We start from the raw sequence: 23,266 nt of genomic DNA, 5'->3' as shown, positions 1-23,266 counted from the left end.
AACGGACGTCCGCTTGCGCGATATCGATTCCATACCCGGTCTCAGGCCCCGCCTCGAGGCCGCCTGGGCTTTGCGGGATGTGCTGGCGGGCAAATCGTTCGTGCCGCTTGCAGCGGATAAATTCAGCGACAGCCGCGATCGCGCGCTGGCCAACCGGTTGGCGACGCTGGCGCTCAGGCGGCACGGGCATATTTCCATCGTCATCCATGGGGTGCTGGCAAAAGGTATCCCGCCGCGGTCGGGGCTCCTTGAGGCGGTCCTGCGGTTGGGTATCGCCCAATTGCTTTATTCGAACGATATTGCGGATCACTCCGCGCTCCATCTTTCGGTTGAAGCCGTGCGGCGTGACCGGCGTGCAGGACGGTTCGACAAACTGGTCAACGGAGCCTTGCGGGCCGTGCAGCGCGAGGCGGAACGCTGGCGGGAGCTCGATCCGGTCTTATTGTTCCCCGATCGGCTCAAGGAAAGCTGGACTACGCTCTACGGCGAGGCGGCTGTTTCGCTTTTCGCGCAAGCGCTTTTGAATGGTGCGCCGCTCGATCTTTCATTCAAAGCGCCCGACGCGGAACTCGCCGGGCAATTGGGCGCAATCCCGGTGCTCGGGGGTTCGTACAGGCTCGAGACCCGCGAGGCGGCGGTTGCCGATCTGCCGGGGTTTGCAGAGGGCAAATGGTGGGTGCAGGACGTAGCGGCGGCCTTGCCCGCGCGGTTCGTGGCGGCAAAAGCCGGCGAATCCGTGCTCGACCTTTGTGCGGCGCCGGGGGGCAAGACGGCGCAACTTGCGGCGGCGGGCGCCGCGGTTACAGCACTCGATATCTCGCTCGAGCGCATGAAACGGGTCGAGGAGAATCTTCTCCGGTTGGGTCTTGATGCCGAGATCGTTGTTGCGGACGCGTTGAAATACGAGCCGGGGAAAAAATTCGATGCCGTGCTGCTCGATGCGCCGTGTTCGGCGACCGGTACGTTGCGGCGGCACCCCGAGGTGGTCTTTTCGCGGAGTAAAAAGGATGTCGCGGGCCGGGTCGCGCTGCAGCGCGCGCTCATCGAAAAGGCGGCAGGGCTTTTAAAGCCGGGCGGGCGGTTGGTCTATGCGGTCTGCTCGCTCGAGGCTGAAGAAGGCGAAGCCCAACTCGACTGGGTCCGGGATTCGGTTGAGGGGCTTATTTTCGATCCGGTCCGGGCTGAAGAGATCGAAAGCTGGACTGAGGCGCTGAACGCTGCCGGTGCCCTGCGCACCCATCCAGCGCTCACTGTTCCCGGCGAAGCGGGCGGAACGCTCGATGGGTTCTTCGCGGCGCGATTTGTTCGGCGGTCATAGGTTATTGGCTGCCGTTCATGCCCCCTGAGGACAGCCAGGGTCCATGATTTCCGGAACGATGAACCCTGGCCCCGAGCGGCGGCCCTGCATAAGCCCAGACATTGGAATACCTCAAGCCGCGCGAACGCCCGGCACTCGGCGTTTGTGGTCAACGCGCAGTTGATGCTATTGTGAAAATTGCGAGTGGTGTTGAGGCAGCGGCGTGCTGGAAGTATTGCGTTTCGTTCTGCAGCGGACTGCCTTGTCCCTTGCGGACAGGTTTGTCACAAATCCGATATTTTCGTGGACCTGGGCGGATTCTTCCGGCGGGGGCTATGTCGCGCGGCTTGCTGAGTTCCGGCCCACCGACAGCCAGTCCGTTCTCGAAATGATGGAAGGCAAATACCTGCTCGCCGGCGAAATGGTCGATACGGCGGGAATTTCGCCCTTTGCCATCGACATCGGCTCGGACGCCTGGTTTGCCGATCTCAATGCTTTCGGGTGGCTGAGGCATTTCCGTGACCTCACCGACACCGGCCAGCGGCGGTTCGCGCGCACGCTGGTGCTCGACTGGATCGCGCGCAACCGGCGTTTCGACCGCGATAGCTGGGGGGTGTTCATCACGGCGCGCCGCGTACTCAACTGGCTCAAATCCTACGCGCTGCTGACCGAAGAAGCAGGGCCTGACGAGATAAGGCGCATCAATTCGGCCATCGACAGCCAGGTGCAATCGCTCAAGCTGCGGGCACAATACGATCCCGACCCGGAAGCGCAGCTGATGGCGGCCATCGCACTGACCGGGGCGGCGTTGTCGGCGGCCGAGGAACCAAAGTCGCTTGGAACGCTGGTCCGCGAACTCGAGGCCCTGGCCGGCCGGCAATTCGATGCCGATGGAATGCATCTTTCCCGATCGCCGCTGGTCCAGATCCGGCTGCTGAGCGAACTCATTCCCGTGATCCAGCTTCTAAAGCAGCGTCATGCCGGGCTTGCCGCAATGATCGCGTCGCGGACCGAGGCGATGCACCGGATGCTCGACAGGCTGGTCCTCGGGACACGCGAACCGGCCTATATGAACGGCTGCGGGCAGGTGCCGGTCGATCTGATTCTGTCGATCGGGGCGCAATCAGGCGCTCGGGCCCAGGGTTCGGGTCTAGGCGGGGGATATGGGATCCTCGTCGACGGTGCCGGCAAGCTCGTGGCCGACAGCGGGCTTGTGCCACCCCTTGGCTTTGCGGGCCATGCGCATGCGGGCGCCCTGAGTTTCGAGTTCTCCTCGGGAACGACGCTGGTGGCGGGGAGCTGCGGGCCGGCACCGAGCCAGTTGCCCGAGAGCCGTAATCTATTCCGCCATTCCTCGGCGCATTCGGCGCCGACCATCGATGATATATCGAGCGCGGAGGTCGGGGGGCGCGGATTTCTCGCCGACCGATTGCGTCCCATTGGCCCCGCGCCTTCGGTGCGGCTGATCGAGGACGAAAACGCGCTGGAAATGCTCTCTTCAGCCTATCGCGGGCGTTTCGGGATCGATGTCGCGCGGCGCCTGACCCTTATGGGGGCAGGACACACGCTCGTCGGTCAGGACCGCTTCATCGCCGCAGGTCGTCAACCGGGGCGCGAGGGCGGGTTCAGCCTGCGGTTTCACCTCGCACCGGGGGCTGCACTCGAACGCGCCGGCTCGGAAGACCTCATCCGCATCGTCCACAAGAACGGCGAGGCGTGGTCGTTCCTCTGGGAGGGCGCGGACGCCGACATCGAGGACAGTGTGCGCCATTCGGCGCATTTCGGGCTTTTGCGCACCAACCAGATCGTCCTATCGGGCCGGGTGCGGGCAGGGCACGAGGTGGCCTGGGTTTTCACCCGCCAGTAGGCCTATTTTACCGTTTTCTCCCCACCCGATCCGTGATAGGGCGCGGCCATTACCCTCCTCCCCTCGCCACGAAGGATTATCGCCCATGCCGCAATCGGGTTCTCTGAAGGTCAAGCGCGCGCTTTTGTCGGTTTCGGACAAGTCGGGGATTGTCGATTTCGCACAGAAACTTGCCGCGCTGGGGGTCGAGATCATCTCGACCGGCGGAACCCGCAAGGCGCTTGCCGAGGCCGGGGTGGCGGTGATCGACATTTCCGAGGTGACCGGGTTTCCAGAGATCATGGACGGACGGGTGAAGACGCTCCATCCAAAGGTGCATGGGGGGCTGCTGGCCGTCCGGGAGAATTCCGAGCACCGGGCGGCGATGGAGGCCCACGAGATCGGGGGCATAGACCTGCTCGCGGTTAATCTTTATCCGTTCGAAGCGACGGTGAAGGCCGGCGCCGATTACGAAACCACGATCGAGAACATCGATATCGGCGGGCCGGCAATGATCCGCGCGGCGGCCAAGAATCATGGAGACGTCACCGTGCTCGTCGATCCCGCCGACTATGGGATGGTGCTCGAGGCGATTGCGGCCACTGGCGAGGTGCCGCTCCAAGATCGCAAGCGGCTGGCGGGCAAGGCTTACGCACGGACCGCGGCTTACGATGCGGCGATCTCGAACTGGTTCTCGAAAACGCTTGATGTGCCCGATCTGGGGCATCGCAGCTTTGCCGGGGCGATACGCGAAACGATGCGCTACGGCGAAAATCCGCACCAATGGGCGGCATTCTATACCGATGGGTCGGAGCGCCCCGGGGTCGCGACAGCGCGACAGGTGCAGGGCAAAACGCTCTCGTTCAACAACATCAACGATACCGACGCGGCGTTCGAACTGGTGGCCGAGTTCGACCCCGAAAAGTCGGCGGCGGTGGCGATCATCAAGCACGCCAATCCGTGCGGGGTGGGGCTCGCGGCAACGCTTGCAGAGGCCTATAAATCGGCATTGTTGTGCGATCCGGTTTCAGCCTTTGGCGGGATCGTGGCGCTCAACCGTCCTCTCGATGCGGAAGCGGCGACCGAGATCGTCAAGCTGTTCACCGAGGTGATCATCGCGCCGGGCGCCTCGGAAGAAGCCATCGCGATCGTCGAGGCAAAGAAAAACCTTCGGCTTCTCGTGACCGGCGGGCTCCCCGACCCAAAGGCGTCGGGGATGACGGTGCGCTCGGTCGCGGGGGGGCTGCTCGTCCAAACGCGCGACAACGTCAATGCCGACGATTACGATCTCAAGGTCGTGACCAAAAGGGCGCCGACCGACAAGGAAATGGCCGATCTGCTGGTGGCGGCAAAGGTCGCCAAGCACGTCAAGTCCAACGCCATCATTTACGTCAAGGACGGCGCGACGGTGGGGATCGGCGCGGGGCAGATGAGCCGGGTGGATTCGGCGCGCATCGCGCACCGCAAATCGGTCGATGCTGCCGAGGCGGCGGGGATCGAGGGTGCGTTGACCAACGGCTCGGTCGTTGCGTCCGACGCGTTCTTTCCGTTTGCCGACGGGCTGGAAGCGCTGATCGCGGCCGGGGCGACGGCGGTGATCCAGCCAGGCGGCTCCATGCGCGACGACGAAGTGATCGCGGCGGCGGATGCGGCGGGACTGGCAATGGTGTTTACCGGCACGCGGCATTTCAGGCACTGATCTTGCCTTTTTGCCGGGCTTTACCGTAAGCCTTTGGTAAAACAAGCGGGTGTGGCGATGGCCGGTTCTATGGGCGTTCTGTTTTCGCCCGTCATCTTGTTCTTTATCCTGGGCGCGCTGGCTGCGGTCGCGCGTTCCGATCTCACCATTCCTGAGGCGGTGGGAAAGGGCATATCCCTCTATCTCATGGCTGCCATCGGGCTCAAGGGCGGGGTCGAGGTTTCGGCAGCGGGCTTTTCGGTCGAAATGGTGCTGGCCGCGCTGGCCGGGGTGGGCTTAAGCTTATTGCTGCCCCTGCCGGCCTATTTCCTTTTGACGCGGCTCGGCCGGCTCGATCGGACCAATGGCGGCGCGGTGGCGGCGCATTACGGTTCGGTTTCGGTGGTGACTTTCGTCACCGGCGTCGAGGTGCTGACGACGGGTGGCATGCCGCCGGCGGGCTATATGGTCGCCGTGCTCGCGCTTATGGAGACCCCGGCCATCATCATGGGGCTGGTTCTGGCGCGAGGACGGACGGACGCCGCCGTTCACGGGCGCGGGGAATTGCTGCGCGAAACGCTACTCAACGGTTCGGTCGTGCTGCTGATGGGCAGTTTCGTCATCGGTGTCCTGATCGGCAAAGACGGCTTTACGCAGATCGCGCCGGTTTTTGACGCCGGATTCCGGGGCATGCTTTGCCTGTTCCTGCTCGATCTGGGGCTGATCGCCGTAAGACGCCTGCGGGAAGCCCGTTCGCTGACCTTCCGGCTGGCCGGACTGGCCATCCTTATCCCCCTGATCAATGGGGCGATCGGCGCCGTGCTGGGCACGCTGATCGGGCTCGATCCCGGTTCGGTCGCGGCGTTGACGATCCTTGCGGCCAGCGCGTCCTATATCGCGGTGCCTGCCGCGATGCGGCTTGCCCTGCCGCAGGCCGATCCGGGGCTCTATCTTGCGATGTCGCTTGCAGTTACCTTCCCCTTCAATATCCTTTTCGGCATTCCGCTTTATTCAGCCCTCGCACAAGGACTCTCGGGCCTATGAGCATCACGACAACGCAAAGGGTGAAGATCGAGGTTCTGGTCGATGCGCCGCTCGTGCGGCTGGTGGTGGCCGCGGCAAAAGAGGCCGGGGTGACGGGCCATACGCTACTGCGTGCGCTGGGCGGAGAAGGCAGCGGCGGGGCGTGGCGCGAGGACCGGGTAACCGGCGCGGCGGACACCAAGCTCGTCTTTCTCACGGTAACCACCGCCGACGCCGCCGACCGGCTGGTCGAGGCGCTGACCCCGCTTCTCGACAGCTACCGGCTTATCGTCTGGCGGAGCCCCGTCGAGGTGATCCGGTCCGAGCGGTTCTAGCCGTTCGAACCGATTGCGACCTCGAGCGCGATCTCGATCATGTCAGTGAGCGAGGATTGCCGCGCGGCAGCATCGATCTCCTCGCCGGTGATGAGGCAGTCGGTCATCGTGCAAATGGCGAGCGCCCTGGCGCCGAAGCGCGCGGCGAGCGTATAGAGCGTTGCCGCTTCCATCTCCACCCCGAGCACACCGTGGGCAATGAGCCTCGAATAGGTTTCGAGCCCTGAGGGGTGATAGAAGATGTCGGAAGAGAGGATGCCGCCCACATGGACCGTCTTGCCCTTGGCGTGCGCCGCATCATCGGCGGCGCGCAGCAGGGAATAATCCGCCGCCGGCGCGAAATTGTAGGCGCCGAAACCGTCCTTGACGATGGTCGAGTCGGTCGAGGCCGAAGCGCCGATCACGACGTCCCGAACCTTGACCTTGGCGTTAAGCCCCCCGCAGGTGCCCACGCGGACGAGCGTCTTGACGCCATAGATATTGATGAGCTCGTGGACATAGATTGCGGTGGACGGCTGGCCCATGCCGGTGGCCTGCACCGAGACCGGCTTGCCTTTATAGGTACCGGTGAAACCGAGGCAGTTGCGGACCGAATTGACTTCCCTGGCGTCCTCGAAAAAGGTCTCGGCGATCCATTTGGCGCGCAGGGGGTCGCCGGGAAGAAGGATTGCCTCGGCGTAATCCCCGGGCTGTGCGTGGTTATGCGGCGTCATTTTTATCTCTTGGTCAAAATTTGTCCACGCGCACCATAGGGCCGCCGCTTTGCCAGACGCAAGAGGGCGGTTCCGCACTTGCGCTTGGCAAGCGCGCGCGCATGGATTAGAGGTCTGGCCAACAGGATATAGCCCGCGCATTTTTTCGGGGAGCGTTTGGAAGAATGGACAAGTTCACGAGTTTGACCGGTGTGGCAGCACCACTGCCGATCATCAATGTCGATACCGACATGATCATTCCCAAGCAGTATTTGAAGACCATCAAGCGCACCGGGCTCGGTACGGCGCTTTTTGCCGAGATGCGCTACAATGAGGACGGCAGCGAGAAAGAGGATTTCATCCTTAATCAGCCCGCCTACCGCAAGGCGCAGATCGTTATCGCCGGGGACAATTTCGGCTGCGGATCCTCGCGCGAACATGCGCCATGGGCACTGCTCGACTACGGTATCCGCTGCGTCATTTCGACGAGTTTTGCCGACATTTTCTACAACAACTGCTTCAAGAATGGCATCCTGCCGGTCGTCGTGACGCCAGAGCAACTCGAACTTCTTCTCGATGATGCTTCGCGCGGCTCGAACGCCACGCTGACAGTCGATCTCGAAACCCAGACGATTTCGGGACCTGACGGGGGGACGATCCATTTCGATATCGATCCGGCGCGCAAGCAGGTACTGCTCGAAGGGCTCGACGATATCGCCATGACGCTCAAGAAGGCCACGGCGATTGCCGGGTTCGAGGGCAAGATGGCAGAAAACCGCCCCTGGGTTTAGCCTGCGATGGTCAGGCGGATTTCATCGGGCTCGCCGTTCGAAGCACGGATCGGGTATTCGCGGGCGGTCGTTGATCGCGACATGGTCTATGTCTCGGGTACGACGGGCTATGATTACGCGACCATGACCATGCCCCAGGAGGCCGCGGCGCAGGCGCGCAATGCATTCGCGACGATTGAAAAGGCTCTTGTGGAAGCGGGTGCCTCGCTTAGGGACGTGGTGCGGGTTGTTTATTATCTTGTCGACATGGAAGATTACGACGCGCTGGTCGGGGTGGCTGGCTATGTGTTCGGTGACATCCGGCCCGCTGCAACGATGATCGTTTGCGGGCTGACGACGCCGGAAATGAAACTCGAAATCGAGGTCACCGCGCGGATAGGCGCTGCCACATCGTGACCCACGCACCACGCCTTGAATTCGTTGACGAGCCCGGTTCGGCCGACATCGAGGCCGTCACCGCCATCCTGGGCGCAGCCGCTGAGGCGCAGCGCCCGGGCGGCAACTACCGCGACTATGGATTTCTGCTCAAGAATGAGGCCGGCGTAATTGTCGGCGGCCTCACCGGCTATGTGCTTTACGACTGGATGTTTATCCAGTTCATCGCCATTTCCGAGGATCTGCGCGGCCAAGGCTTTGGCAAGCTCCTGATAGAACAGGCCGAGATCTGGGCACGGGCGGAGGGCTTGGGGGGCATGTGGCTCGATACCTTTGCTTTCCAAGCACCCGATTTTTATCGCGCCCTGGGATTTACCGAGTTCGGCACAATCGAAGACCATCCCGCAGGCTCGCGCCGCATATTCTTCCAGAAGCGGCTGACTTAGAGCTTCCCAAAGACATTGCCTCGGACGGAGTTGTTGAAGCCGCCTTGCGCGGGGATCCAAAAACCGGCTATGTCGGCACAAATTCAGGTGTACCCACCAGTACGGCGAGGACCAAGCATGGCCACCCACTCCCTCTTTCTTCTTCCCGGCGATGGTATCGGCACAGAAATCATGGCCGAGGTCGAAAAGCTGATTGCGCATACCAATGCCAAGGGCTGGACCGACTTTACCACCGAGAACGGGCTCGTCGGGGGCAGCGCCTACGATGCGCATGGGGTGGCGATTTCCGAAGAGGACATGGAAAAGGCGCTTGGTGCCGATGCGGTGATCTTCGGGGCTGTCGGCGGGGCGAAATGGGACAGTGTGCCCTATGAGGTGCGGCCCGAGGCCGGGCTCTTGCGGTTGCGTAAGGATCTGGGGCTCTTTGCCAATCTCAGGCCGGCCATCTGCTATTCCGCGCTGGCCGAGGCGTCATCGCTCAAAAAGGAACTGGTCGAGGGGCTCGATATCCTGATCGTCCGCGAATTGACCGGCGGGGTCTATTTCGGCGAGCCCAAGGAAATCACCGAGCTTGGCAACGGCCAGAAGCGGGCCGTCGATACGCAGGTCTATGAGAGCTACGAGATCGATCGAATTGCGCGCGTTGCGTTCGATTTGGCGATGACTCGCGGCAAGAAGGTGCATTCGGCCGACAAGAAGAACGTCATGAAGTCGGGGGTCCTGTGGGACGAAGTGGTCCGGCAGGCGGCCGGGGACTACCCCGAGATCGAACTGTATCACATTCTCGCCGACAACGCTGCGATGCAGCTGGTGCGCAATCCGAAGCAGTTCGACGTGATGGTCACCGACAATCTCTTCGGAGATATCCTGTCGGATGCCGCTGCGATGCTGACCGGATCGCTCGGCATGTTGCCGTCGGCTTCGCTCGGCGCGCCCGATGCTCAGACCGGCAAGCGCAAGGCGCTTTACGAGCCGGTACACGGCTCGGCGCCCGATATCGCAGGGCAGGGCGTGGCCAACCCCATCGCGATGATCGCCTCGTTCGCCATGGCGCTGCGCTATTCGTTCGGCATGATCGACTTGGCCGGACGCGTGGAAAAGGCGATCTCGGATGTGCTCGAGGACGGGTTGCGGACGGGGGATATCATGCAGGATGGCTGCAAGCGCGTCGGTACGGCCGAGATGGGCGATGCGATCATCGCCAAGCTCGGCTAGCGCTCGACGACCTCAAAGGAAAAGGTTTCGTCAAGCCAAGCGCCCGATGAGACGGCAATGGTGTGTGGTCCGGCGGGATCGCCTTCCGCCAGACACCAGTAGGCTCCGATCCAGCCCTCTTCGACGGTGATTGTGCGCGTGGTCTTGGCGGCGGTCCGGTCCGCAGAAATCTGCGAACCGGCGGTCTCCCAGATCTGAGCCGGTGCAGGCAGCTGCAGGATCTCAGTGATTTTCAACTCGGAAGGGGCGCCTTCGAAGCGGATATGCCAGGAAAAACACGCCTGGCGCGGCAGGAGGGGCACACGGGTTGTGTATTTGCTCTCGGCATTGCCAGCTGCGTCGGTCACCGTCACCACAAAGGCACGGTCAACGATGTGTGGGTGCTCCTGCGCGGTGAGAGGCCAAGCCAGTAGTACGAGCCCCAGCGCTCCTCCAAGGGATGCGATGTGCATTCATGGCCTCCGCCGTTTGTGCCCCACATAGCATAGCGCGAACCCTTGGCCGTTGCGAGGGGTCAGAGACCCCAGGTCTCGCCGAGCAGGCGATAGCTTTCGAGGCGTTTTTCATAGTCGTGGATGGTCGTGGCGATCATCACTTCGTCGGCACCGGTTGCCGCGATTTTTTCTTCCATCGCCGCCTTGACCGTTTGCGGGCTGCCGGTGATCCAAAGATCCGACTGGCTTTCGATGAAGGCGCGCTCGCTCTCGGTCCAGGAGTAGGCGTCGGCCTCCTCGGGGGAGGCTATCTTTTGCGGCTTGTTCTGGCGCAGGCGCAGCCAGGTCAGTTCCATCGACTTTGAGAGATATTTCGCCTCCTCGTCGGTTGGAGCGCAAATGACCGAGAGGCAAAGAATGGCGTGTGGTTTTTCAAAGCTGTCCGAGGGGCGGAAGCTGCGGCGATAGGCCTCGAAGGCCGGTCGTGGCGGGGTGGCGGAGAAGTGTGCGGCAAAGCCGTAGCCCGTGCCGTATTGGCCCGCCATCTGCGCGGAAGCGCCCGAGGAACCCAGCAGATAGATCGGGGGCAAGGCGATTTCGCCGGGTACGACCTTGACGCGAGCAAAGGGATGATCGGACGGGAAGCTCCCTTGCTCGAAAGCGATGAGTTCGGCGAAGTTTTCCGGAAAGCTTTCTCCGCCGAAGGAGCGGAGAGCCTGCAGCGTCAGTCCGTCCGAACCGCCGGCGCGGCCTATCCCGAGATCGATACGTCCGGGATAGAGTCCGGCAAGCGTCCGAAAGGTCTCGACGACGCGCAAGGGGACGTGATTGGGCAGCATGACCCCGCCGGACCCGATCCGGATGCGATGTGTGTGGGCCGCGGCACTGCCGATCAGGATATCGGGGGCGGATGAGGCGATGGACGCCATGCCATGATGTTCGGCATACCAGAGACGGGTAAACCCCATTTCGTCGCCGAGCCGGGCGAGGTCGAGCGTTCTGGCGAGGGCCTGGGCGGCGGAAAACCCTTGCGCGATCGGGGCAAGGTCGAGGATGGAGAGGGGCGTTGTCATGGCCCAAGACATGGGCGTGAGCGCGCCTGGGGTCAAGCGCGCTCGCCAGAGGTTTTTTCCGTTTACGCCGCCTTGGCGTTGATCTGGTCTTCGCCGAGCCGGAGAAGCTTGTTGTCGGCGTTCTTTTCTTCGGCCAGCGTTTCGCGGAGATGGGGCAGGATGTCTTCATGACCCAGCTCGCGCGCCCAGGCGATCAGCGTGCCATACCGGGTGATCTCATAGTGTTCGGCGGCTTGCGCGGACGCGATCAACGCAGCATCGCGCGTCTTGGCGTTGGTGATTTCCTCCAAAAGCTCTTCGGCCTCCTCGAGAATGCCTTCGATGGCGGGGCACTCTTCTGCCGAAGGCTTCCGGCCCAGCGACTTGAACACTTCATCAAGCCGCGAGATGTGGGTCCTGGTCTCGGCAAGATGCTCTTCAAAGGCATTCTTGAGCGCGGTGGCGGACGACTTTTTCGCCATTTCGGGAAGCTTCTTGGCGAGAAGGTTCTCGGCGAAATAGACGTCTTCGAGCGTATGGATGAAAAGATCTTCGAGTGAGGCGATCGACATGATGGCACATCTCCGTTGCGTGGTGCGACAGGAACGCTTAAAGGTTCGCTGGCGTTCCGGTGCCGTCATCGACTCTTTGGGAAGCGATAAAGAGGGATATGAGAAGACTCGCAAAAACGCTCTTCGGCGGTATTGCTGCCGCGTCGCTCCCTTTGCTCCTTGCCAGCCCGGCGATGTCGCAGGCCCTGGTGCTCGATGAGTTGAGGGCGGGGGTGTTCGCTCACAACGCGTATGTGGGCTTTGTTCCCACTTCGACCAATTTCGATTTCTCGCGCATCGAAAACGTCAAGTTTTCAGCGCTGTTTGCCTCCCCAGAGATCGACGCCTTCACCTGGATCGGTTCGCCGCGTATCGAAATGGGCGGCACATTCAATCTCGCCGGGCGACGCGAGAATTTTGTCCATGCCAATCTTAACTGGCAGATCGGACTCTTCGAGACGCCGCTCTATCTCGAGCTTGGTTTCGGCGCGAGCCTCACAGATGGCGCGCTTTCCGGCGCAACGGCCCCTGCACGCAATTTCGGCTGCCCCCTCAATTTCTACGAATCGTTCGGGATCGGCGCACACTTGAGCGAAACCGTGACGGCAACGCTGGTCTACGAGCACATCTCGAACCTCGGGATCTGCACACCCAATGACGGCATTTCTCACGTAGGGGTGCAGGTGGGGTTCAAGTTCTAGGTCGTCACGCCAGATAAAGAATGCCTGAAAAGAGCGCCGAGAGCAGCAAGAATGCTGCCAATGCCGTCGGTAGCCAGCCCTCGTCGAGCAGGTAGTGCCAGTACTTTATGCCCGTTACCACGAGCCCGAGGGCAGCGAGCGTGGTGCCGCCCAGAAACGACTGGGCTAGCGTGAACCGTTCGGTGTCTGGCTCGGGTGCTTCCAGCAAAAACGGGAAAACAAAGAGCGCGGCACAGAACAATGCCAGCGACACCCCCAGGAACCAGTAGCTCCAAACCCGACGATCCAACGCTGCCCCCTGTCGTCCTCCGGCCAAGATCGGCTCACCAATAAGCCCGCCCCAGACCACTGGCAATTGACTATTTTCCCAGAGGGCGTATGACACGCTCCAATATTGGAGCGTGCGCCAGTGACCGATCAGCGGATCCGTTGGAAGTCGACTTGCCCTGCCGGTGCAACTGCATCGGCTGTAAAGCCGCGCGCAGCAAAAACCACCAAAACCTTCTGACGCGCTCCCCGGGCCTTCCTCCCGGCGGGGAGGGCGGCAATGGCCCTTGGGCCGCCGGTGGCCGAACCGGCGCGGGAGGTGGTAAAAAAGGATCAAGCGAATGGGTTTCAAGGTTGCAGTCGTCGGCGCCACAGGCAATGTCGGGCGCGAAATGCTCGACATTCTCGCCGAGCGCAATTTTCCGGTTTCCGAACTCGTCCCGCTTGCCTCATCCCGCTCGGTCGGGCGCGAGGTGAGCTTTGGCGACGAGGTGCTGAAGTGCCGCAACCTCGATGATTTCGATTTTGCCGGCACCGATTTCGTGCTGATGAGCGCTGGGGGCGATATCTCCAAGCAATGGGCACCGAGGATTGGGGCGACTGGCGCTATCGTTATCGATAATTCTTCGGCCTGGCGCTATCACGAGGACGTGCCGCTGGTCGTGCCGGAGGTAAATGGCGCGGTGCTCGATGCCTATATGGCAAGGAACGATCGCAAGAACATTATCGCCAACCCCAACTGCTCGACGGCTCAGCTCGTCGTCGCCTTGAAGCCGCTGCACGATCTGGCGACGATCACGAGGGTCGTGGTTTCGACCTATCAGTCGGTTTCCGGTGCCGGCAAGGAAGGGATGGACGAGCTCTGGGCGCAGACCAAGGGCATATTCGTCAACGATACACCCGAGGCCAGGAAGTTCTCAAAGCAGATTGCCTTCAACGTCATCCCCCATATCGATGTGTTCATGGAGGACGGCTACACAAAGGAAGAGTGGAAGGTCCTGGCCGAGACCAAGAAGATTCTCGATCCCAAGATCAAGGTGACCTGCACGGCGGTGCGCGTGCCGGTGTTCGTGGGGCATTCGGAAGCGGTCAATCTCGAATTCGCCCAGCCGATCACACCCGACGAGGCGCGCGATGCGCTGCGCGAGGCACCCGGAGTGATCGTTATCGACAAGCGCGAACCGGGTGGCTACATCACGCCGGTCGAGGCCAAGGGCGAGGATGCTACCTATGTTTCGCGCATCCGGGAGGATGCTACGGTCGAGAACGGGCTTTCGATGTGGGTCGTTTCGGACAATCTGCGGAAAGGCGCCGCGCTCAACACCATCCAGATCGCCGAGGCGCTGATCGAACGCGGGCTGGTTTCCGAAAAGGTGGCTGCGTGATGCGCTGGGTGGCGTTGTTCGAGGACAAGACCGATGGTGCGGATATCCGCGCCCGGTTCACCGATGCCCACCAGGCTTTTCTCAGGGCCAACAAGGGCAAGATCGTTCTGGCCGGCGCAATGCGTCCGGCGCCGGATGGCAAGCCCGTGGGCGGGCTATGGGTGTTCGAAGCCGATACTCGCGAAGAGGTGGAAGCGATCATCCGCGAAGATCCCTTCCACCGCGAAGGCCTGCGGGCCTTGGTGCGGGTCTATGCCTGGGGCACGGCTCCGGGTTTTGAGGATGTAGCGATCGCCCCAACCGCGTGACATAATTCCCCTGCCTGCCGGAAAACCGGCAGGCGGGTTCTTTGCCTTTCTGTCGGAAGGCGATAGAAACGTCAAATCGTCTCTTTCAACGCTTCCCCGGTTTCATGCCCCTTCGCGATGTGCTCATCGCCCTTGCCGTCGTTTCGATCTGGGGCGTCAATTTCACCGTCATCAAGCTCTCGGTTACCGAGTTGCCGCCGCTTCTGGCAGCAGCCCTGCGGTTCTTTTTCGCTGCCGTGCCGGTCATCTTCTTTATCCCGCGCCCCAAGGCGCCCTGGACGCTGGTCGTCGGTTACGGGCTTTCGATGGGATGCGCTCTCTATGCGTTCCTCAACACCTCGATAGCGCTCGGTATGCCGGCCTCGCTCGCCTCGCTTGCGTTGCAGATGCAGGCCATGTTCACGATAGCGCTGGCGTTCTTCGTGCTCGGCGAAGTGCCACGCAAGCTCCAGATCGTCGGCGCGGCGGTGGCCATTTCAGGGATCGGGGTGATTGCGGCGGGTCACTGGCAGGGGGCGGGGCTCATCCCGCTGGGGGTGCTGATGCTGGCCGCGCTTTCATGGGCGGTGGCTAATGTCGTTTCCAAGAAAGCGGGATCGATCCCCATGGTGCCCTTTACGGTGTGGGGCAACGCCATCGGTTGCGTGCCGCTGTTTGCCCTTTCCTTTCTTTTTGAAGGCGGGCCGGGTGTTCTGGTCAATGTCTTCCCGCCCAGCCTGACGGTTATCGGGCTGATTGCCTTTCTTGCCTATCCGACGACGCTTTTCGGGTTTGCGATGTGGTCGGGGCTGTTGTCGCGCCATTCGGCGGCGACGGTTGCGCCCTTCACGCTCCTTGTGCCGATTACGGGGATCGCATCGGGCGTCCTGGTCCTCGGCGAGCCGATCCATCCCGCCGATGTGGCGGGTGGCGTGCTGGTGCTGATCGGATTGGCGCTGACGGTACTCAAGATCCGCCCGAAACAGGCGCCGCTCCAGCCCGGAGCTTAGCGCGAGACCGCGTCCCGTGTAGCAACTTTGAGCCTTATTCGAGCCCTTCTGCCTAGATGTCAGGTCGCGTGAAGTCGCCGCTTTCCCCGTTCATGACCCATAGCTCGCCGGTCGATATGTCGAACCAGGCGCCGTAGAGCGAGATTTCGCCAGCTTCGACGCGGGAGCGGATAGAAGGGAAGCTCGAGAGATTGCCAAGCGACTGACGGATGGCGATGCGTTCGAGCGCCGTCTGACGCTCGGAGGGGGTCAGCAGATCATTGGCCTCGACCTTGGCGGCGACCGGCTTGACCATCGAGAGCCATTTGCCGATGAAGTCGCCCTCGGGGGCCTTGCCGGCGGCAGTGGCGAGCGCGGCCTCTATGCCCCCGCACCGCCCGTGTCCCATGACGACGATATGGGCAACCTTCAAATGCACGACGGCATATTCGATGGCGGCGGAGGTCGCGTGGTAGGTTCCATCGGGCCCGAAGGGCGGCACGAGATTGGCGACGTTGCGCAGCACAAAGAGCTGGCCGGGACCGCAATCGAAAATCGTTTCCGGCGCGGCGCGGGAATCGCAGCACGCGATCATGAGGGTGGTGGGTTTCTGCCCGTTCTGGGCAAGCGCCCTATAGCGATCCCTTTCTCCGGCATAGCGGCCGGACATGAAACTCTTGTAGCCATCGAGAAGGAATTGAGGGAACTGTTGGGCCATTTCGCCTCGCCGTTTTTCCGAGCCGCCCGGAGCGATTAGCGGTATAGAGAGGCAATATCAATCTATTTGACATCCGGAGGCCCTATCGATGGTGATCTACAGGTTCCTGTCGGGCGATGATGACTCGGCGTTTTGCCACAAGGTGACCAAGGCGCTATCCGAAGGCTGGCTGCTCTATGGCGAACCGCACTATGTTTTCGACCCGATTGCTGGGAAAATGCGCTGCGGGCAGGCGGTGACCAAAGAGGTCTCCGAGCAGATCTACGATCCGGACAAGAAACTCACCGAGTACGTCTAGGACCCAGAGCCTCCGCGCCAAACCATATTCATATAGACCCCGCCGCGTTCGAGTTCATCGAGCATCTGGTCGAGGCGCTTTCGGCGCGTCTCGGGGCGTTTTGCGCCGCCGATCCAGCCTAAATAATCGTTGCGCTGATAGGCTGGCCGGGCGTCATAGGCCGTGCGCAGCCCGCGTTTATCGAGCAGAGCGGCGATATCGGACGGCATGGGGTTTGTCGCGCGGGTGAGCGCCATTTCAGGTCTCTCCTTCGGGCGTAATGACGATGCTGCCGGCGCTACGGGTTGCCGGGCCGTGCCACACCGCTTCGAGATTGTTGCCATCGGGATCGAGGAAATAGGCGGCGTAATAGCCCGGGTGATACGCCCGCTCGCCGGGTGCTCCATTGTCTGTCCCGCCATTGGCAAGGCCTACTTCATGGAAGCGGGCGACGGTCTCGCGATCCGGCGCCTGGAAGGCAAGGTGGCAACGGGAGGAGTAGTCGGCAGCGGCATCCACGAGCAGTTCGTCGGCGGCAAAGAAATGCTCGGTCTCGTAGGTGATGTCGCGTCCCAGAGCTTCAAGGACTGCGCGGTAGAAGGCACGGCTTTTTTCCAGATCGGCGACGCGCAGGTGGAGATGATCGATCAACCGGCCGCGATGGTGCTGCATTTCGTCCTCCCTTGTTATGAGCGGAGCCATACTATAAGCTCTAGCAATAATTAGCAATGCTAAAGGAAAAATCGGGATGCACTATGACAGGGGGCGGACCCTGCAACTATTGCACCGGGTGGTGTTGCCACTCGACCGCGCGCTCCAGACTGCCGACCGGGCGACAGGGTGCAGCGCGGCCCAGCTCTCCGCACTTGGGCTGTTGATTTATACCAGTGTTTCAACACTGTCCGGGTTGGCAGCTCGGGAGCGAATCAGCGTGCCAACGGCATCACGGATCATCGAAACGCTCGTCAGATCAGGGCTTGTGGAGCGGGAGGTCTATGCGGCGGACAGGCGGACGGTGCACCTTCGGGCGACGGAGCGAGGGCGGCGCGCAGTCGAGATTGCGTGTAGGGCGCGGGAAGCCGCCCTGGCCGAGGTGCTTGTCGATTTCAGCGAAGCCGAGTGGGACGTGTTGGGCGGTGCGGCGAGAGGTTTGGCGCGGGTTTTCGCCTACGACCGTGGGGAGGTATAGGGAGCGCGCTGCGCCACCCCTCTAGCCATCTAAAAATCCTTCAATAAGCGCGTGCTGAATGAGGGCGACCGTCTTGGCGTCCACGATGCTGCCGGAGCGAATCAAGTTCAGGGCATCGGCGAAGGGGACTTCGACGATCTCTATCTCCTCGCCTTCATGCGCGAGTCCGCCGCCCGCGCCGATCCGGTCCGTCTCGTTGTAAAGTCCGATGAAGCAATGGCTCTTTTCGGTCAGTGAACCGGGGCTGGCATAGATGTCGAAGACGGGGATCAGCGTGTGGAGTGCAATACCGGTCTCTTCGATCGCCTCGCGTTTCGCACAGGTCTCCGGGTCGTCGCCATCGAGAAGGCCGGCGCAGGCTTCGAGCAGGAAGCCGTCGTCACCATTGAGATGGGCGGGCAGGCGGAACTGACGTACCAGTGTGATACGTTTTTTCTCCCTGTCGATCAGCAGGACAACGGCGGCGTGTCCGTGATCGGCGACTTCGCGACCGTGCGGGTCAAGCGTGCCTTCCGGGCCGGGCAACGCGATTTCGTACCGGCTGAGGGTGTTCCAGCCCTGGAAAAGAATTTTCATTGAAAGAATCGCAGGGATTCGAACCATTATGGCACTGCTTTACGTTATAGGTAAACCAAGCTGACTTTTCTTAGTCCTTGCTGCGGTTTGGGCTAAAGAGACCAGAGGGAAATTAAATATGATAAGGAAACTCAATATTTTACTTGGGGCTGCCTCAGACAAAATGTCTAGGCTGCGCCCTTTGACGAATGGGGAAAGCGCGATTAGAGAAGGATAAACCGAACCTCGCCCTCGATCCGGGGGGCACGGAGGCACAGAGGCAAAAATGGCCCAAATCTTCCGACCGACCTCGCCGCATCTTTCGATCTGGCGCTTCACCCTCACCATGACGTTGTCGATCCTGCACCGTATTCTGGGGGTCGGCCTTTACGTTGGAACGCTGCTGTTTGTACTGTGGCTCGGGGCGGCGGCCCTAGGCGACGAGCCACTCGCGACGGTCAACGCGTTTTTCGCGCACCCGCTTCTCCAGGTGGTGCTCTTTCTCTATACGCTGACGCTGTTCCACCACATGGCCGGGGGCATCAAGCATTTCGTCTGGGACACGGGACACGGGTTCGAGGCGGGGCCACGCGATGCGATCTCTATCGCGACCATCGTCTTTTCGGTTTCGATGACACTCATCGTCTGGTCCGTCTTCATCTGGTTCTAGGGGAGCACGCGGATGGCACATTCGGGCAACAAGGGTACGGCGACCTTTATCCGTCAACGCATAACGGGCGCGCTCAACATTCCCCTCATCGGGTTCTTCATCTGGCTGATCGTCTCGCTCCAGGGCGCGAACAGGGCGCAGATGGTCGCGACGTTCTCGAACCCCATCGTCTATATCCTGGCACTGGTTCTCATCGGATCGGCACTCACGCATATGCGAATCGGGATGAACGAGATCATCGAGGACTATGTCCACGCGCCGGCGCTGCATAATCTCGCAAAGCTCGCCAATACCGTCTTCACCATCGCCATCGGCGCCGTTGCCGTCATCGCGGTGCTCGTCCTCGCGTTCGGAGGCTAGAACATATGGCTTCGGCTTATACCATCGTTGACCACGCCTATGATGTCGTTGTGGTCGGCGCAGGCGGCGCAGGTTTGCGCGCGACCCTCGGCATGGCCGAGCAGGGGTTCAAGACCGCGTGCGTGACCAAGGTGTTTCCCACGCGCTCGCATACGGTCGCCGCGCAGGGCGGGATTGCCGCATCGCTCTCGAACATGGGCCCCGATAGCTGGCAGTGGCACATGTACGATACCGTCAAAGGGTCGGACTGGCTGGGCGACAACGATGCGATGGAATATCTCGCGCGCGAGGCGCCGCAGGCGGTCTACGAGCTCGAACATTACGGCGTACCGTTCTCGCGCACCGAAGAGGGCAAGATCTACCAGCGCCCGTTCGGGGGCCATATGCAAAATTATGGCGACGGCCCCCCCGTACAGCGCACCTGCGCGGCGGCCGACCGCACCGGCCATGCGATCCTCCATACGCTTTATGGCCAGTCGCTCAGAAACAATGCCGAGTTCTTCGTCGAATATTTCGCCCTCGATCTGCTGATGAGCGCGGATGGCGCCTGCCAAGGGGTCATCGCCTGGAAGCTCGACGACGGCACGCTGCACCGGTTCCGCGCCAAGATGGTGGTGCTGGCAACCGGCGGGTACGGGCGCGCCTATTTTTCGGCGACCTCGGCCCATACCTGCACCGGCGACGGCAACGGCATGGTGGCGCGCGCCGGGCTTCCGCTCCAGGACATGGAGTTCGTCCAATTCCACCCTACGGGCATTTACGGCTCGGGATGCCTCATCACCGAGGGCGCGCGCGGGGAAGGCGGGTATCTCGTCAATTCCGAAGGCGAGCGCTTCATGGAGCGTTATGCGCCCAATGCCAAGGATCTTGCGAGCCGGGACGTCGTTTCGCGCTGCATGACGATGGAAATCCGCGAGGGGCGGGGCGTGGGACCGAAAAAGGACCACATCTTCCTCCACCTCGACCACCTTGATCCCGCGGTGCTGCACGAGCGGCTGCCGGGGATCTCGGAATCGGCAAAGATTTTTGCCGGGGTCGATCTCACCCGCGCGCCGATCCCGGTGATCCCGACGGTCCACTACAATATGGGCGGTATCCCGACGACCTATTGGGGCGAGGCGATCGATACCCGCCGTGGCGGCCCGGATGCGACAGTGCCAGGACTGATGGCGGTGGGCGAGGCGGCCTGTGCCTCCGTGCACGGCGCCAATCGTCTGGGCTCGAACTCGCTTATCGATCTGGTGGTCTTCGGGCGTGCTGCAGCGATCCGTGCCGGCGAAATCATCGATCGCAATGCGGCGATCCCCGACGTGAACACGGCGGTGGAGGAAAAAATTCTCGGCCGTTTCGACCGGCTTCGGCACGCCAATGGCGGAACGCCGACGGCCCAGCTCAGGGACAAGATGCAGCGCGCCATGCAGGAAGACGCTGCGGTGTTCCGTACCCAAGAAACGCTCGAGACGGGTTGCCGCAGGGTGTCCGAGATCTGGGCGGAGATGGCCGACATCAAGGTGACCGACCGTTCGATGATCTGGAATTCCGATCTTGTGGAAACGCTCGAGCTCGAGAACCTGATGGTCAACGCGATCACCACGGTCTATTCGGCCGAGGCGCGCAAGGAGAGCCGCGGGGCACATGCGCGCGAGGATTTCACCGAACGCGACGACGCCAATTGGCGCAAGCATACGCTATCGTGGGTCGATGAGGCCGGCAGGGTGACGCTCGACTACCGACCTGTGCATGTCGATCCGCTGACCGATGGCATCGATCTGCAAAAAATCGCGCCCAAGGCGCGCGTTTATTAGGGAACGGGCGGGATGGTGCTGGCGACGACAGGATATTCGGGAACGCCGCTGCCCAAAAAGCTGGGCTTTGCGGACGGCCAGCGCGTCCTGTTCGTGGGGTTGCCCCAAGACCTCGAAGCGCTGGCCTCGTGCTGCCGTTTCCTCACCGTCGACCGGCAGGCGGGGCTCGCCGGGTTCACGGCGCCTTCAACGCGCTACGATGTGATCCACGCCTTCACGCGCTCACATGCCGAATTGTCCGCCTCGACCGACGCCCTTCAATCCGCGATTACTCCCGATGGCACGATCTGGATTTCATGGCCCAAAAAAGCGGCCAAGCTCGAAACCGACGTTACCGAAGACGTAGTCAGGGACGAGGCCCTCAAGCGCGATCTCGTCGATGTAAAAGTCTGTGCCGTCGATGCGGTGTGGTCGGGTCTCAAACTCGTCATCCGCAAGGACAGGCGCCACCTGCATTAGGAACAGACCAAATGGCTGAACTCATCCTCGACAAGCGCTCCCGCCCAAAAAAGGGCAAGGTCTGGCCCAAGCCGGAGGGCACGACCAATATCCGGGAATACCAGGTCTATCGCTATGACCCGGACACCGAGGCCAACCCGCGGATCGATACCTATTTCGTCGATCTCGACGATTGCGGGCCGATGATTCTCGACGCCCTCTTGTGGATCAAGAACAATGTCGATCCGACCCTGACGCTTCGCCGCTCGTGCCGCGAAGGAATTTGCGGATCGTGCGCCATGAACATCGACGGCGCCAATACGCTCGCTTGCACAAAGGGCATGGACGAAGTTTCTGCGGGGCCTGTCAAAGTCTATCCCCTGCCGCATATGCCGGTGGTCAAGGACCTGGTGCCGGATCTCACGACCTTTTACGAACAGCACAAATCGGTGGAGCCCTGGCTTCAGACGAAATCGCCCACGCCCGATACGGAATGGCTGCAAAGCCGGGAAGACCGGGCCAAACTCGACGGGTTGTACGAGTGCATCCTTTGCGCATGCTGCTCGACCTCGTGCCCGTCCTATTGGTGGAACGGGGAGAAATATCTCGGACCGGCGGTGCTGCTGCAGGCCTATCGCTGGCTGATCGATAGCCGCGACGAGGCGACCAGCGAACGGCTCGACAATCTCGAGGATCCGTTCAAGCTCTATCGCTGCCACACGATCATGAATTGCGCCAAGGTCTGCCCCAAGGGGCTTAACCCGGCAAAGGCCATTGCTGAAATCAAGAAGATGATGGTCGAGCGCAAGGTCGCGTAATTTTCGTCCTGCGACCGGCGATTTGAAAGAGGGCCGGAAACGGCCCTTCTTTTGTGATAGGCTCGTCCCATGACCGAATACGAAACCATTGTTTATGTAAGAAGCGAGGCGCGCGCGCGCGTCCTGATCGCAGCGCTAAGGGCACACGGGTTTTCGCCGCGCGATATCGCCGATGGCGGCTTGCCCGGGGTAAGTGCGGGGTTTTCGGGTACGGGGGTGCCGATTGCGGTGCCCGAGGAGGAAGCGGCGGACGCCAAGCCGCTCGCGGAGGCACTGCTTGCCGATATGGAAGCATAAGCGAATCGCGGCAAATGCTTAAAACTGCCACATTGTGGCGCTTAGGGACGGGGGCAGATGTTTGCGGGCTTGCCTGAGCCGTTCCGAAATTCCATAACCGCGCCATTGGATCGCCGCGAGCGCGGATGGCCGAGGAGAGTTGACGATGACACGTTCGATCACGCGCATGGGCTTGCTTGGTGCGGGCGTCGCGCTTGCCGCGGTCATTGCGGGATGTTCTCCCACGACCGGCAGTCGTCCAGCGCCGCTGCCCCAGCCACAGGCCTCGGCGCCGGTTGCCACGAGCACGGTCCAGACGGCAGACCTGCCGCCGATCGGTGGTCAGCCCGCAGCGGCCAGCCCCACCACCGGCACAACCGGAGCCTATCCTGCCAACACGACCGGGCTCTACGACCCGCTGAACCAGACCGCCTCCACCGACGGTTTCGTGTCGCTCGACGGCATGGGTGCGCCCGGTAACACGATGGGCGGGCGCGACCTTTCGGGCGCGCTGACCATGGAAAAGCTGCTTGGAGGCTGGACGATCATTTCCGGGGCCGAGCAATGCCGGCTCAACCTTACCTACACTGCCAAGGGCGCCACGGGACGCTACCGCGCGTCGACCCCGGCCTGCAACCAACCGGTTCTGGCGACCGTGACCTCCTGGCAGCTTCTGGGCAATCAGATCCAACTCTACAACGAAGCCGACGAGATCGTCGGTACGCTTCTCAAGAGCGGGGACAGATTCGTCGGTACACTGGCCGGAGGCCAAGCCGTCTCCATGGTGGGCTGATCT

31 protein-coding genes are annotated in these 23,266 nt (G+C 61.8%); 22 read left to right on the top strand and 9 right to left on the bottom strand.

Annotated features, from left to right (window positions below; genetic code table 11):
* Positions 1-13: 13 nt before the first annotated feature.
* From I2G20_RS13295 to I2G20_RS13275, 5 genes are all read left to right on the top strand, one after another.
* Positions 14-1,318, top strand: a complete 1,305-nt coding sequence (locus I2G20_RS13295) for an RsmB/NOP family class I SAM-dependent RNA methyltransferase (protein ID WP_196260214.1) — start codon at positions 14-16, stop codon at positions 1,316-1,318.
* Positions 1,319-1,520: 202 nt separating this feature from the next.
* Entirely contained in the window at positions 1,521-3,164 is a 1,644-nt protein-coding gene (locus tag I2G20_RS13290) for a heparinase II/III domain-containing protein (protein ID WP_196260213.1), read from the top strand.
* A gap of 85 nt (positions 3,165-3,249) precedes the next feature.
* Positions 3,250-4,842, top strand: a complete 1,593-nt coding sequence (gene purH / locus I2G20_RS13285; protein ID WP_196260212.1) for a bifunctional phosphoribosylaminoimidazolecarboxamide formyltransferase/IMP cyclohydrolase — start codon at positions 3,250-3,252, stop codon at positions 4,840-4,842.
* A gap of 57 nt (positions 4,843-4,899) precedes the next feature.
* Entirely contained in the window at positions 4,900-5,865 is a 966-nt protein-coding gene (locus I2G20_RS13280) for a sodium-dependent bicarbonate transport family permease (protein ID WP_196260211.1), read from the top strand.
* Complete coding sequence (locus tag I2G20_RS13275; RefSeq protein ID WP_196260210.1) at positions 5,862-6,179, top strand: DUF190 domain-containing protein; 318 nt, start codon at positions 5,862-5,864, stop codon at positions 6,177-6,179. Before I2G20_RS13280 ends, I2G20_RS13275 begins: the two co-directional genes overlap by 4 nt.
* Here the strand turns inward: I2G20_RS13275 and deoD are convergent.
* Positions 6,176-6,892: a purine-nucleoside phosphorylase gene (gene deoD, locus I2G20_RS13270; RefSeq protein WP_196260209.1), complete on the bottom strand. Its 717-nt coding sequence runs from the start codon at positions 6,890-6,892 to the stop codon at positions 6,176-6,178. The two genes, I2G20_RS13275 and deoD, sit on opposite strands and share 4 nt — an antisense overlap.
* Before the next feature lie 164 nt (positions 6,893-7,056).
* Between deoD and leuD the strand changes: the two genes are divergently transcribed.
* From leuD to leuB, 4 genes are all read left to right on the top strand, one after another.
* Positions 7,057-7,662, top strand: coding sequence for a 3-isopropylmalate dehydratase small subunit (leuD, locus tag I2G20_RS13265; protein ID WP_196260208.1), 606 nt, complete (start codon positions 7,057-7,059; stop codon positions 7,660-7,662).
* 6 nt (positions 7,663-7,668) lie between these two features.
* Positions 7,669-8,058: a RidA family protein gene (locus I2G20_RS13260; protein WP_196260207.1), complete on the top strand. Its 390-nt coding sequence runs from the start codon at positions 7,669-7,671 to the stop codon at positions 8,056-8,058.
* Positions 8,055-8,483 (top strand): GNAT family N-acetyltransferase, encoded by a 429-nt coding sequence (locus I2G20_RS13255; RefSeq protein WP_196260206.1) that lies wholly within the window; start codon positions 8,055-8,057, stop codon positions 8,481-8,483. Before I2G20_RS13260 ends, I2G20_RS13255 begins: the two co-directional genes overlap by 4 nt.
* A gap of 117 nt (positions 8,484-8,600) precedes the next feature.
* Positions 8,601-9,698: a 3-isopropylmalate dehydrogenase gene (gene leuB / locus I2G20_RS13250; protein ID WP_196260205.1), complete on the top strand. Its 1,098-nt coding sequence runs from the start codon at positions 8,601-8,603 to the stop codon at positions 9,696-9,698.
* Here leuB and I2G20_RS13245 read toward each other — a convergent pair.
* The 3 genes from I2G20_RS13245 to I2G20_RS13235 form a co-directional block, all read right to left on the bottom strand.
* On the bottom strand, positions 9,695-10,150 hold the full coding sequence (locus tag I2G20_RS13245; RefSeq protein ID WP_196260204.1) for a hypothetical protein: 456 nt from the start codon (positions 10,148-10,150) through the stop codon (positions 9,695-9,697). The genes leuB and I2G20_RS13245 overlap by 4 nt on opposite strands.
* A 62-nt stretch (positions 10,151-10,212) precedes the next feature.
* Complete coding sequence (locus tag I2G20_RS13240; protein ID WP_196260429.1) at positions 10,213-11,205, bottom strand: LLM class flavin-dependent oxidoreductase; 993 nt, start codon at positions 11,203-11,205, stop codon at positions 10,213-10,215.
* Between the two features lie 62 nt (positions 11,206-11,267).
* A complete protein-coding gene (locus I2G20_RS13235) occupies positions 11,268-11,756 on the bottom strand; it encodes a YciE/YciF ferroxidase family protein (RefSeq protein ID WP_196260203.1) in 489 nt (162 codons plus the stop codon).
* A gap of 98 nt (positions 11,757-11,854) precedes the next feature.
* Here I2G20_RS13235 and I2G20_RS13230 point away from each other — a divergent pair, with 98 nt between their 5' ends.
* Positions 11,855-12,436: an acyloxyacyl hydrolase gene (locus I2G20_RS13230; protein ID WP_196260202.1), complete on the top strand. Its 582-nt coding sequence runs from the start codon at positions 11,855-11,857 to the stop codon at positions 12,434-12,436.
* A 4-nt stretch (positions 12,437-12,440) separates the two neighbouring features.
* Here the strand turns inward: I2G20_RS13230 and I2G20_RS13225 are convergent, their stop codons facing one another.
* A complete protein-coding gene (locus I2G20_RS13225; RefSeq protein ID WP_196260201.1) occupies positions 12,441-12,725 on the bottom strand; it encodes a hypothetical protein in 285 nt (94 codons plus the stop codon).
* A 319-nt stretch (positions 12,726-13,044) separates the two neighbouring features.
* Between I2G20_RS13225 and I2G20_RS13220 the strand changes: the two genes are divergently transcribed.
* The 3 genes from I2G20_RS13220 (at position 13,045) to I2G20_RS13210 (ending at position 15,385) form a co-directional block, all read left to right on the top strand.
* Complete coding sequence (locus I2G20_RS13220) at positions 13,045-14,088, top strand: aspartate-semialdehyde dehydrogenase (protein ID WP_196260200.1); 1,044 nt, start codon at positions 13,045-13,047, stop codon at positions 14,086-14,088.
* A complete protein-coding gene (locus I2G20_RS13215; protein WP_246473093.1) occupies positions 14,088-14,396 on the top strand; it encodes a YciI family protein in 309 nt (102 codons plus the stop codon). Before I2G20_RS13220 ends, I2G20_RS13215 begins: the two co-directional genes overlap by 1 nt.
* A 104-nt stretch (positions 14,397-14,500) precedes the next feature.
* A complete protein-coding gene (locus I2G20_RS13210) occupies positions 14,501-15,385 on the top strand; it encodes an EamA family transporter (protein WP_196260198.1) in 885 nt (294 codons plus the stop codon).
* A gap of 52 nt (positions 15,386-15,437) precedes the next feature.
* On the opposite strand, the gene I2G20_RS13205 is transcribed toward I2G20_RS13210, so the two are convergent.
* Positions 15,438-16,082 (bottom strand): carbonic anhydrase, encoded by a 645-nt coding sequence (locus tag I2G20_RS13205; RefSeq protein ID WP_196260197.1) that lies wholly within the window; start codon positions 16,080-16,082, stop codon positions 15,438-15,440.
* An 88-nt stretch (positions 16,083-16,170) separates the two neighbouring features.
* Here I2G20_RS13205 and I2G20_RS13200 point away from each other — a divergent pair, with 88 nt between their 5' ends.
* Positions 16,171-16,380, top strand: a complete 210-nt coding sequence (locus I2G20_RS13200) for a DUF1737 domain-containing protein (RefSeq protein WP_196260196.1) — start codon at positions 16,171-16,173, stop codon at positions 16,378-16,380.
* Here the strand turns inward: I2G20_RS13200 and I2G20_RS13195 are convergent.
* Positions 16,377-16,616, bottom strand: a complete 240-nt coding sequence (locus tag I2G20_RS13195; protein ID WP_196260195.1) for a YdeI/OmpD-associated family protein — start codon at positions 16,614-16,616, stop codon at positions 16,377-16,379. The genes I2G20_RS13200 and I2G20_RS13195 overlap by 4 nt on opposite strands.
* A 1-nt stretch (position 16,617) precedes the next feature.
* On the bottom strand, positions 16,618-17,031 hold the full coding sequence (locus I2G20_RS13190) for a VOC family protein (protein ID WP_196260194.1): 414 nt from the start codon (positions 17,029-17,031) through the stop codon (positions 16,618-16,620).
* A gap of 76 nt (positions 17,032-17,107) precedes the next feature.
* Here I2G20_RS13190 and I2G20_RS13185 point away from each other — a divergent pair, with 76 nt between their 5' ends.
* Positions 17,108-17,548, top strand: a complete 441-nt coding sequence (locus I2G20_RS13185; RefSeq protein WP_196260193.1) for a MarR family winged helix-turn-helix transcriptional regulator — start codon at positions 17,108-17,110, stop codon at positions 17,546-17,548.
* A gap of 21 nt (positions 17,549-17,569) precedes the next feature.
* Here I2G20_RS13185 and I2G20_RS13180 read toward each other — a convergent pair whose 3' ends face one another.
* Positions 17,570-18,124: an NUDIX domain-containing protein gene (locus I2G20_RS13180; RefSeq protein WP_196260192.1), complete on the bottom strand. Its 555-nt coding sequence runs from the start codon at positions 18,122-18,124 to the stop codon at positions 17,570-17,572.
* Between the two features lie 265 nt (positions 18,125-18,389).
* Between I2G20_RS13180 and sdhC the strand changes: the two genes are divergently transcribed.
* From sdhC to I2G20_RS13145, 7 genes are all read left to right on the top strand, one after another.
* Entirely contained in the window at positions 18,390-18,773 is a 384-nt protein-coding gene (gene sdhC / locus I2G20_RS13175; protein ID WP_196260191.1) for a succinate dehydrogenase, cytochrome b556 subunit, read from the top strand.
* Between the two features lie 12 nt (positions 18,774-18,785).
* Positions 18,786-19,133, top strand: a complete 348-nt coding sequence (gene sdhD / locus I2G20_RS13170) for a succinate dehydrogenase, hydrophobic membrane anchor protein (RefSeq protein ID WP_196260190.1) — start codon at positions 18,786-18,788, stop codon at positions 19,131-19,133.
* A gap of 5 nt (positions 19,134-19,138) precedes the next feature.
* Positions 19,139-20,938, top strand: a complete 1,800-nt coding sequence (sdhA, locus tag I2G20_RS13165; RefSeq protein ID WP_196260189.1) for a succinate dehydrogenase flavoprotein subunit — start codon at positions 19,139-19,141, stop codon at positions 20,936-20,938.
* 12 nt (positions 20,939-20,950) lie between these two features.
* On the top strand, positions 20,951-21,397 hold the full coding sequence (locus I2G20_RS13160; RefSeq protein WP_196260188.1) for a DUF3052 domain-containing protein: 447 nt from the start codon (positions 20,951-20,953) through the stop codon (positions 21,395-21,397).
* 11 nt (positions 21,398-21,408) lie between these two features.
* Entirely contained in the window at positions 21,409-22,194 is a 786-nt protein-coding gene (locus I2G20_RS13155) for a succinate dehydrogenase iron-sulfur subunit (protein WP_196260187.1), read from the top strand.
* 69 nt (positions 22,195-22,263) lie between these two features.
* Positions 22,264-22,491: a hypothetical protein gene (locus tag I2G20_RS13150; RefSeq protein WP_196260186.1), complete on the top strand. Its 228-nt coding sequence runs from the start codon at positions 22,264-22,266 to the stop codon at positions 22,489-22,491.
* A gap of 145 nt (positions 22,492-22,636) precedes the next feature.
* Positions 22,637-23,263, top strand: coding sequence for an AprI/Inh family metalloprotease inhibitor (locus I2G20_RS13145; RefSeq protein WP_196260185.1), 627 nt, complete (start codon positions 22,637-22,639; stop codon positions 23,261-23,263).
* Positions 23,264-23,266 lie beyond the last annotated feature (3 nt).

The organism is Pelagibacterium limicola (assembly GCF_015694405.1).
GTDB classification, from domain to species: Bacteria; Pseudomonadota; Alphaproteobacteria; order Rhizobiales; family Devosiaceae; genus Pelagibacterium; species Pelagibacterium limicola.
The sequence above is the reverse complement of the archived record's forward strand: the minus strand, read 5'-3'. Positions and strand labels throughout refer to the sequence as shown.

Bases quoted from the DNA above. Each gene is read 5' to 3' on its own strand.
- I2G20_RS13245 (WP_196260204.1), bottom strand. From the start codon at position 10,150: ATGCACATCGCATCCCTTGGAGGAGCGCTGGGGCTCGTACTACTGGCT.
- I2G20_RS13200 (WP_196260196.1), top strand. From the start codon at position 16,171: ATGGTGATCTACAGGTTCCTGTCGGGCGATGATGACTCGGCGTTTTGC.
- I2G20_RS13275 (WP_196260210.1), top strand. From the start codon at position 5,862: ATGAGCATCACGACAACGCAAAGGGTGAAGATCGAGGTTCTGGTCGAT.
- I2G20_RS13155 (WP_196260187.1), top strand. From the start codon at position 21,409: ATGGCTGAACTCATCCTCGACAAGCGCTCCCGCCCAAAAAAGGGCAAG.
- I2G20_RS13260 (WP_196260207.1), top strand. From the start codon at position 7,669: ATGGTCAGGCGGATTTCATCGGGCTCGCCGTTCGAAGCACGGATCGGG.
- I2G20_RS13145 (WP_196260185.1), top strand. From the start codon at position 22,637: ATGACACGTTCGATCACGCGCATGGGCTTGCTTGGTGCGGGCGTCGCG.
- I2G20_RS13180 (WP_196260192.1), bottom strand. From the start codon at position 18,124: ATGAAAATTCTTTTCCAGGGCTGGAACACCCTCAGCCGGTACGAAATC.
- sdhA (WP_196260189.1), top strand. From the start codon at position 19,139: ATGGCTTCGGCTTATACCATCGTTGACCACGCCTATGATGTCGTTGTG.
- I2G20_RS13210 (WP_196260198.1), top strand. From the start codon at position 14,501: ATGCCCCTTCGCGATGTGCTCATCGCCCTTGCCGTCGTTTCGATCTGG.
- I2G20_RS13240 (WP_196260429.1), bottom strand. From the start codon at position 11,205: ATGACAACGCCCCTCTCCATCCTCGACCTTGCCCCGATCGCGCAAGGG.
- I2G20_RS13230 (WP_196260202.1), top strand. From the start codon at position 11,855: ATGAGAAGACTCGCAAAAACGCTCTTCGGCGGTATTGCTGCCGCGTCG.
- sdhD (WP_196260190.1), top strand. From the start codon at position 18,786: ATGGCACATTCGGGCAACAAGGGTACGGCGACCTTTATCCGTCAACGC.
- sdhC (WP_196260191.1), top strand. From the start codon at position 18,390: ATGGCCCAAATCTTCCGACCGACCTCGCCGCATCTTTCGATCTGGCGC.
- I2G20_RS13185 (WP_196260193.1), top strand. From the start codon at position 17,108: ATGCACTATGACAGGGGGCGGACCCTGCAACTATTGCACCGGGTGGTG.
- I2G20_RS13150 (WP_196260186.1), top strand. From the start codon at position 22,264: ATGACCGAATACGAAACCATTGTTTATGTAAGAAGCGAGGCGCGCGCG.
- purH (WP_196260212.1), top strand. From the start codon at position 3,250: ATGCCGCAATCGGGTTCTCTGAAGGTCAAGCGCGCGCTTTTGTCGGTT.
- leuD (WP_196260208.1), top strand. From the start codon at position 7,057: ATGGACAAGTTCACGAGTTTGACCGGTGTGGCAGCACCACTGCCGATC.
- I2G20_RS13160 (WP_196260188.1), top strand. From the start codon at position 20,951: ATGGTGCTGGCGACGACAGGATATTCGGGAACGCCGCTGCCCAAAAAG.
- I2G20_RS13195 (WP_196260195.1), bottom strand. From the start codon at position 16,616: ATGGCGCTCACCCGCGCGACAAACCCCATGCCGTCCGATATCGCCGCT.
- I2G20_RS13235 (WP_196260203.1), bottom strand. From the start codon at position 11,756: ATGTCGATCGCCTCACTCGAAGATCTTTTCATCCATACGCTCGAAGAC.
- I2G20_RS13220 (WP_196260200.1), top strand. From the start codon at position 13,045: ATGGGTTTCAAGGTTGCAGTCGTCGGCGCCACAGGCAATGTCGGGCGC.
- deoD (WP_196260209.1), bottom strand. From the start codon at position 6,892: ATGACGCCGCATAACCACGCACAGCCCGGGGATTACGCCGAGGCAATC.
- I2G20_RS13190 (WP_196260194.1), bottom strand. From the start codon at position 17,031: ATGCAGCACCATCGCGGCCGGTTGATCGATCATCTCCACCTGCGCGTC.
- I2G20_RS13280 (WP_196260211.1), top strand. From the start codon at position 4,900: ATGGCCGGTTCTATGGGCGTTCTGTTTTCGCCCGTCATCTTGTTCTTT.
- leuB (WP_196260205.1), top strand. From the start codon at position 8,601: ATGGCCACCCACTCCCTCTTTCTTCTTCCCGGCGATGGTATCGGCACA.
- I2G20_RS13215 (WP_246473093.1), top strand. From the start codon at position 14,088: ATGCGCTGGGTGGCGTTGTTCGAGGACAAGACCGATGGTGCGGATATC.
- I2G20_RS13205 (WP_196260197.1), bottom strand. From the start codon at position 16,082: ATGGCCCAACAGTTCCCTCAATTCCTTCTCGATGGCTACAAGAGTTTC.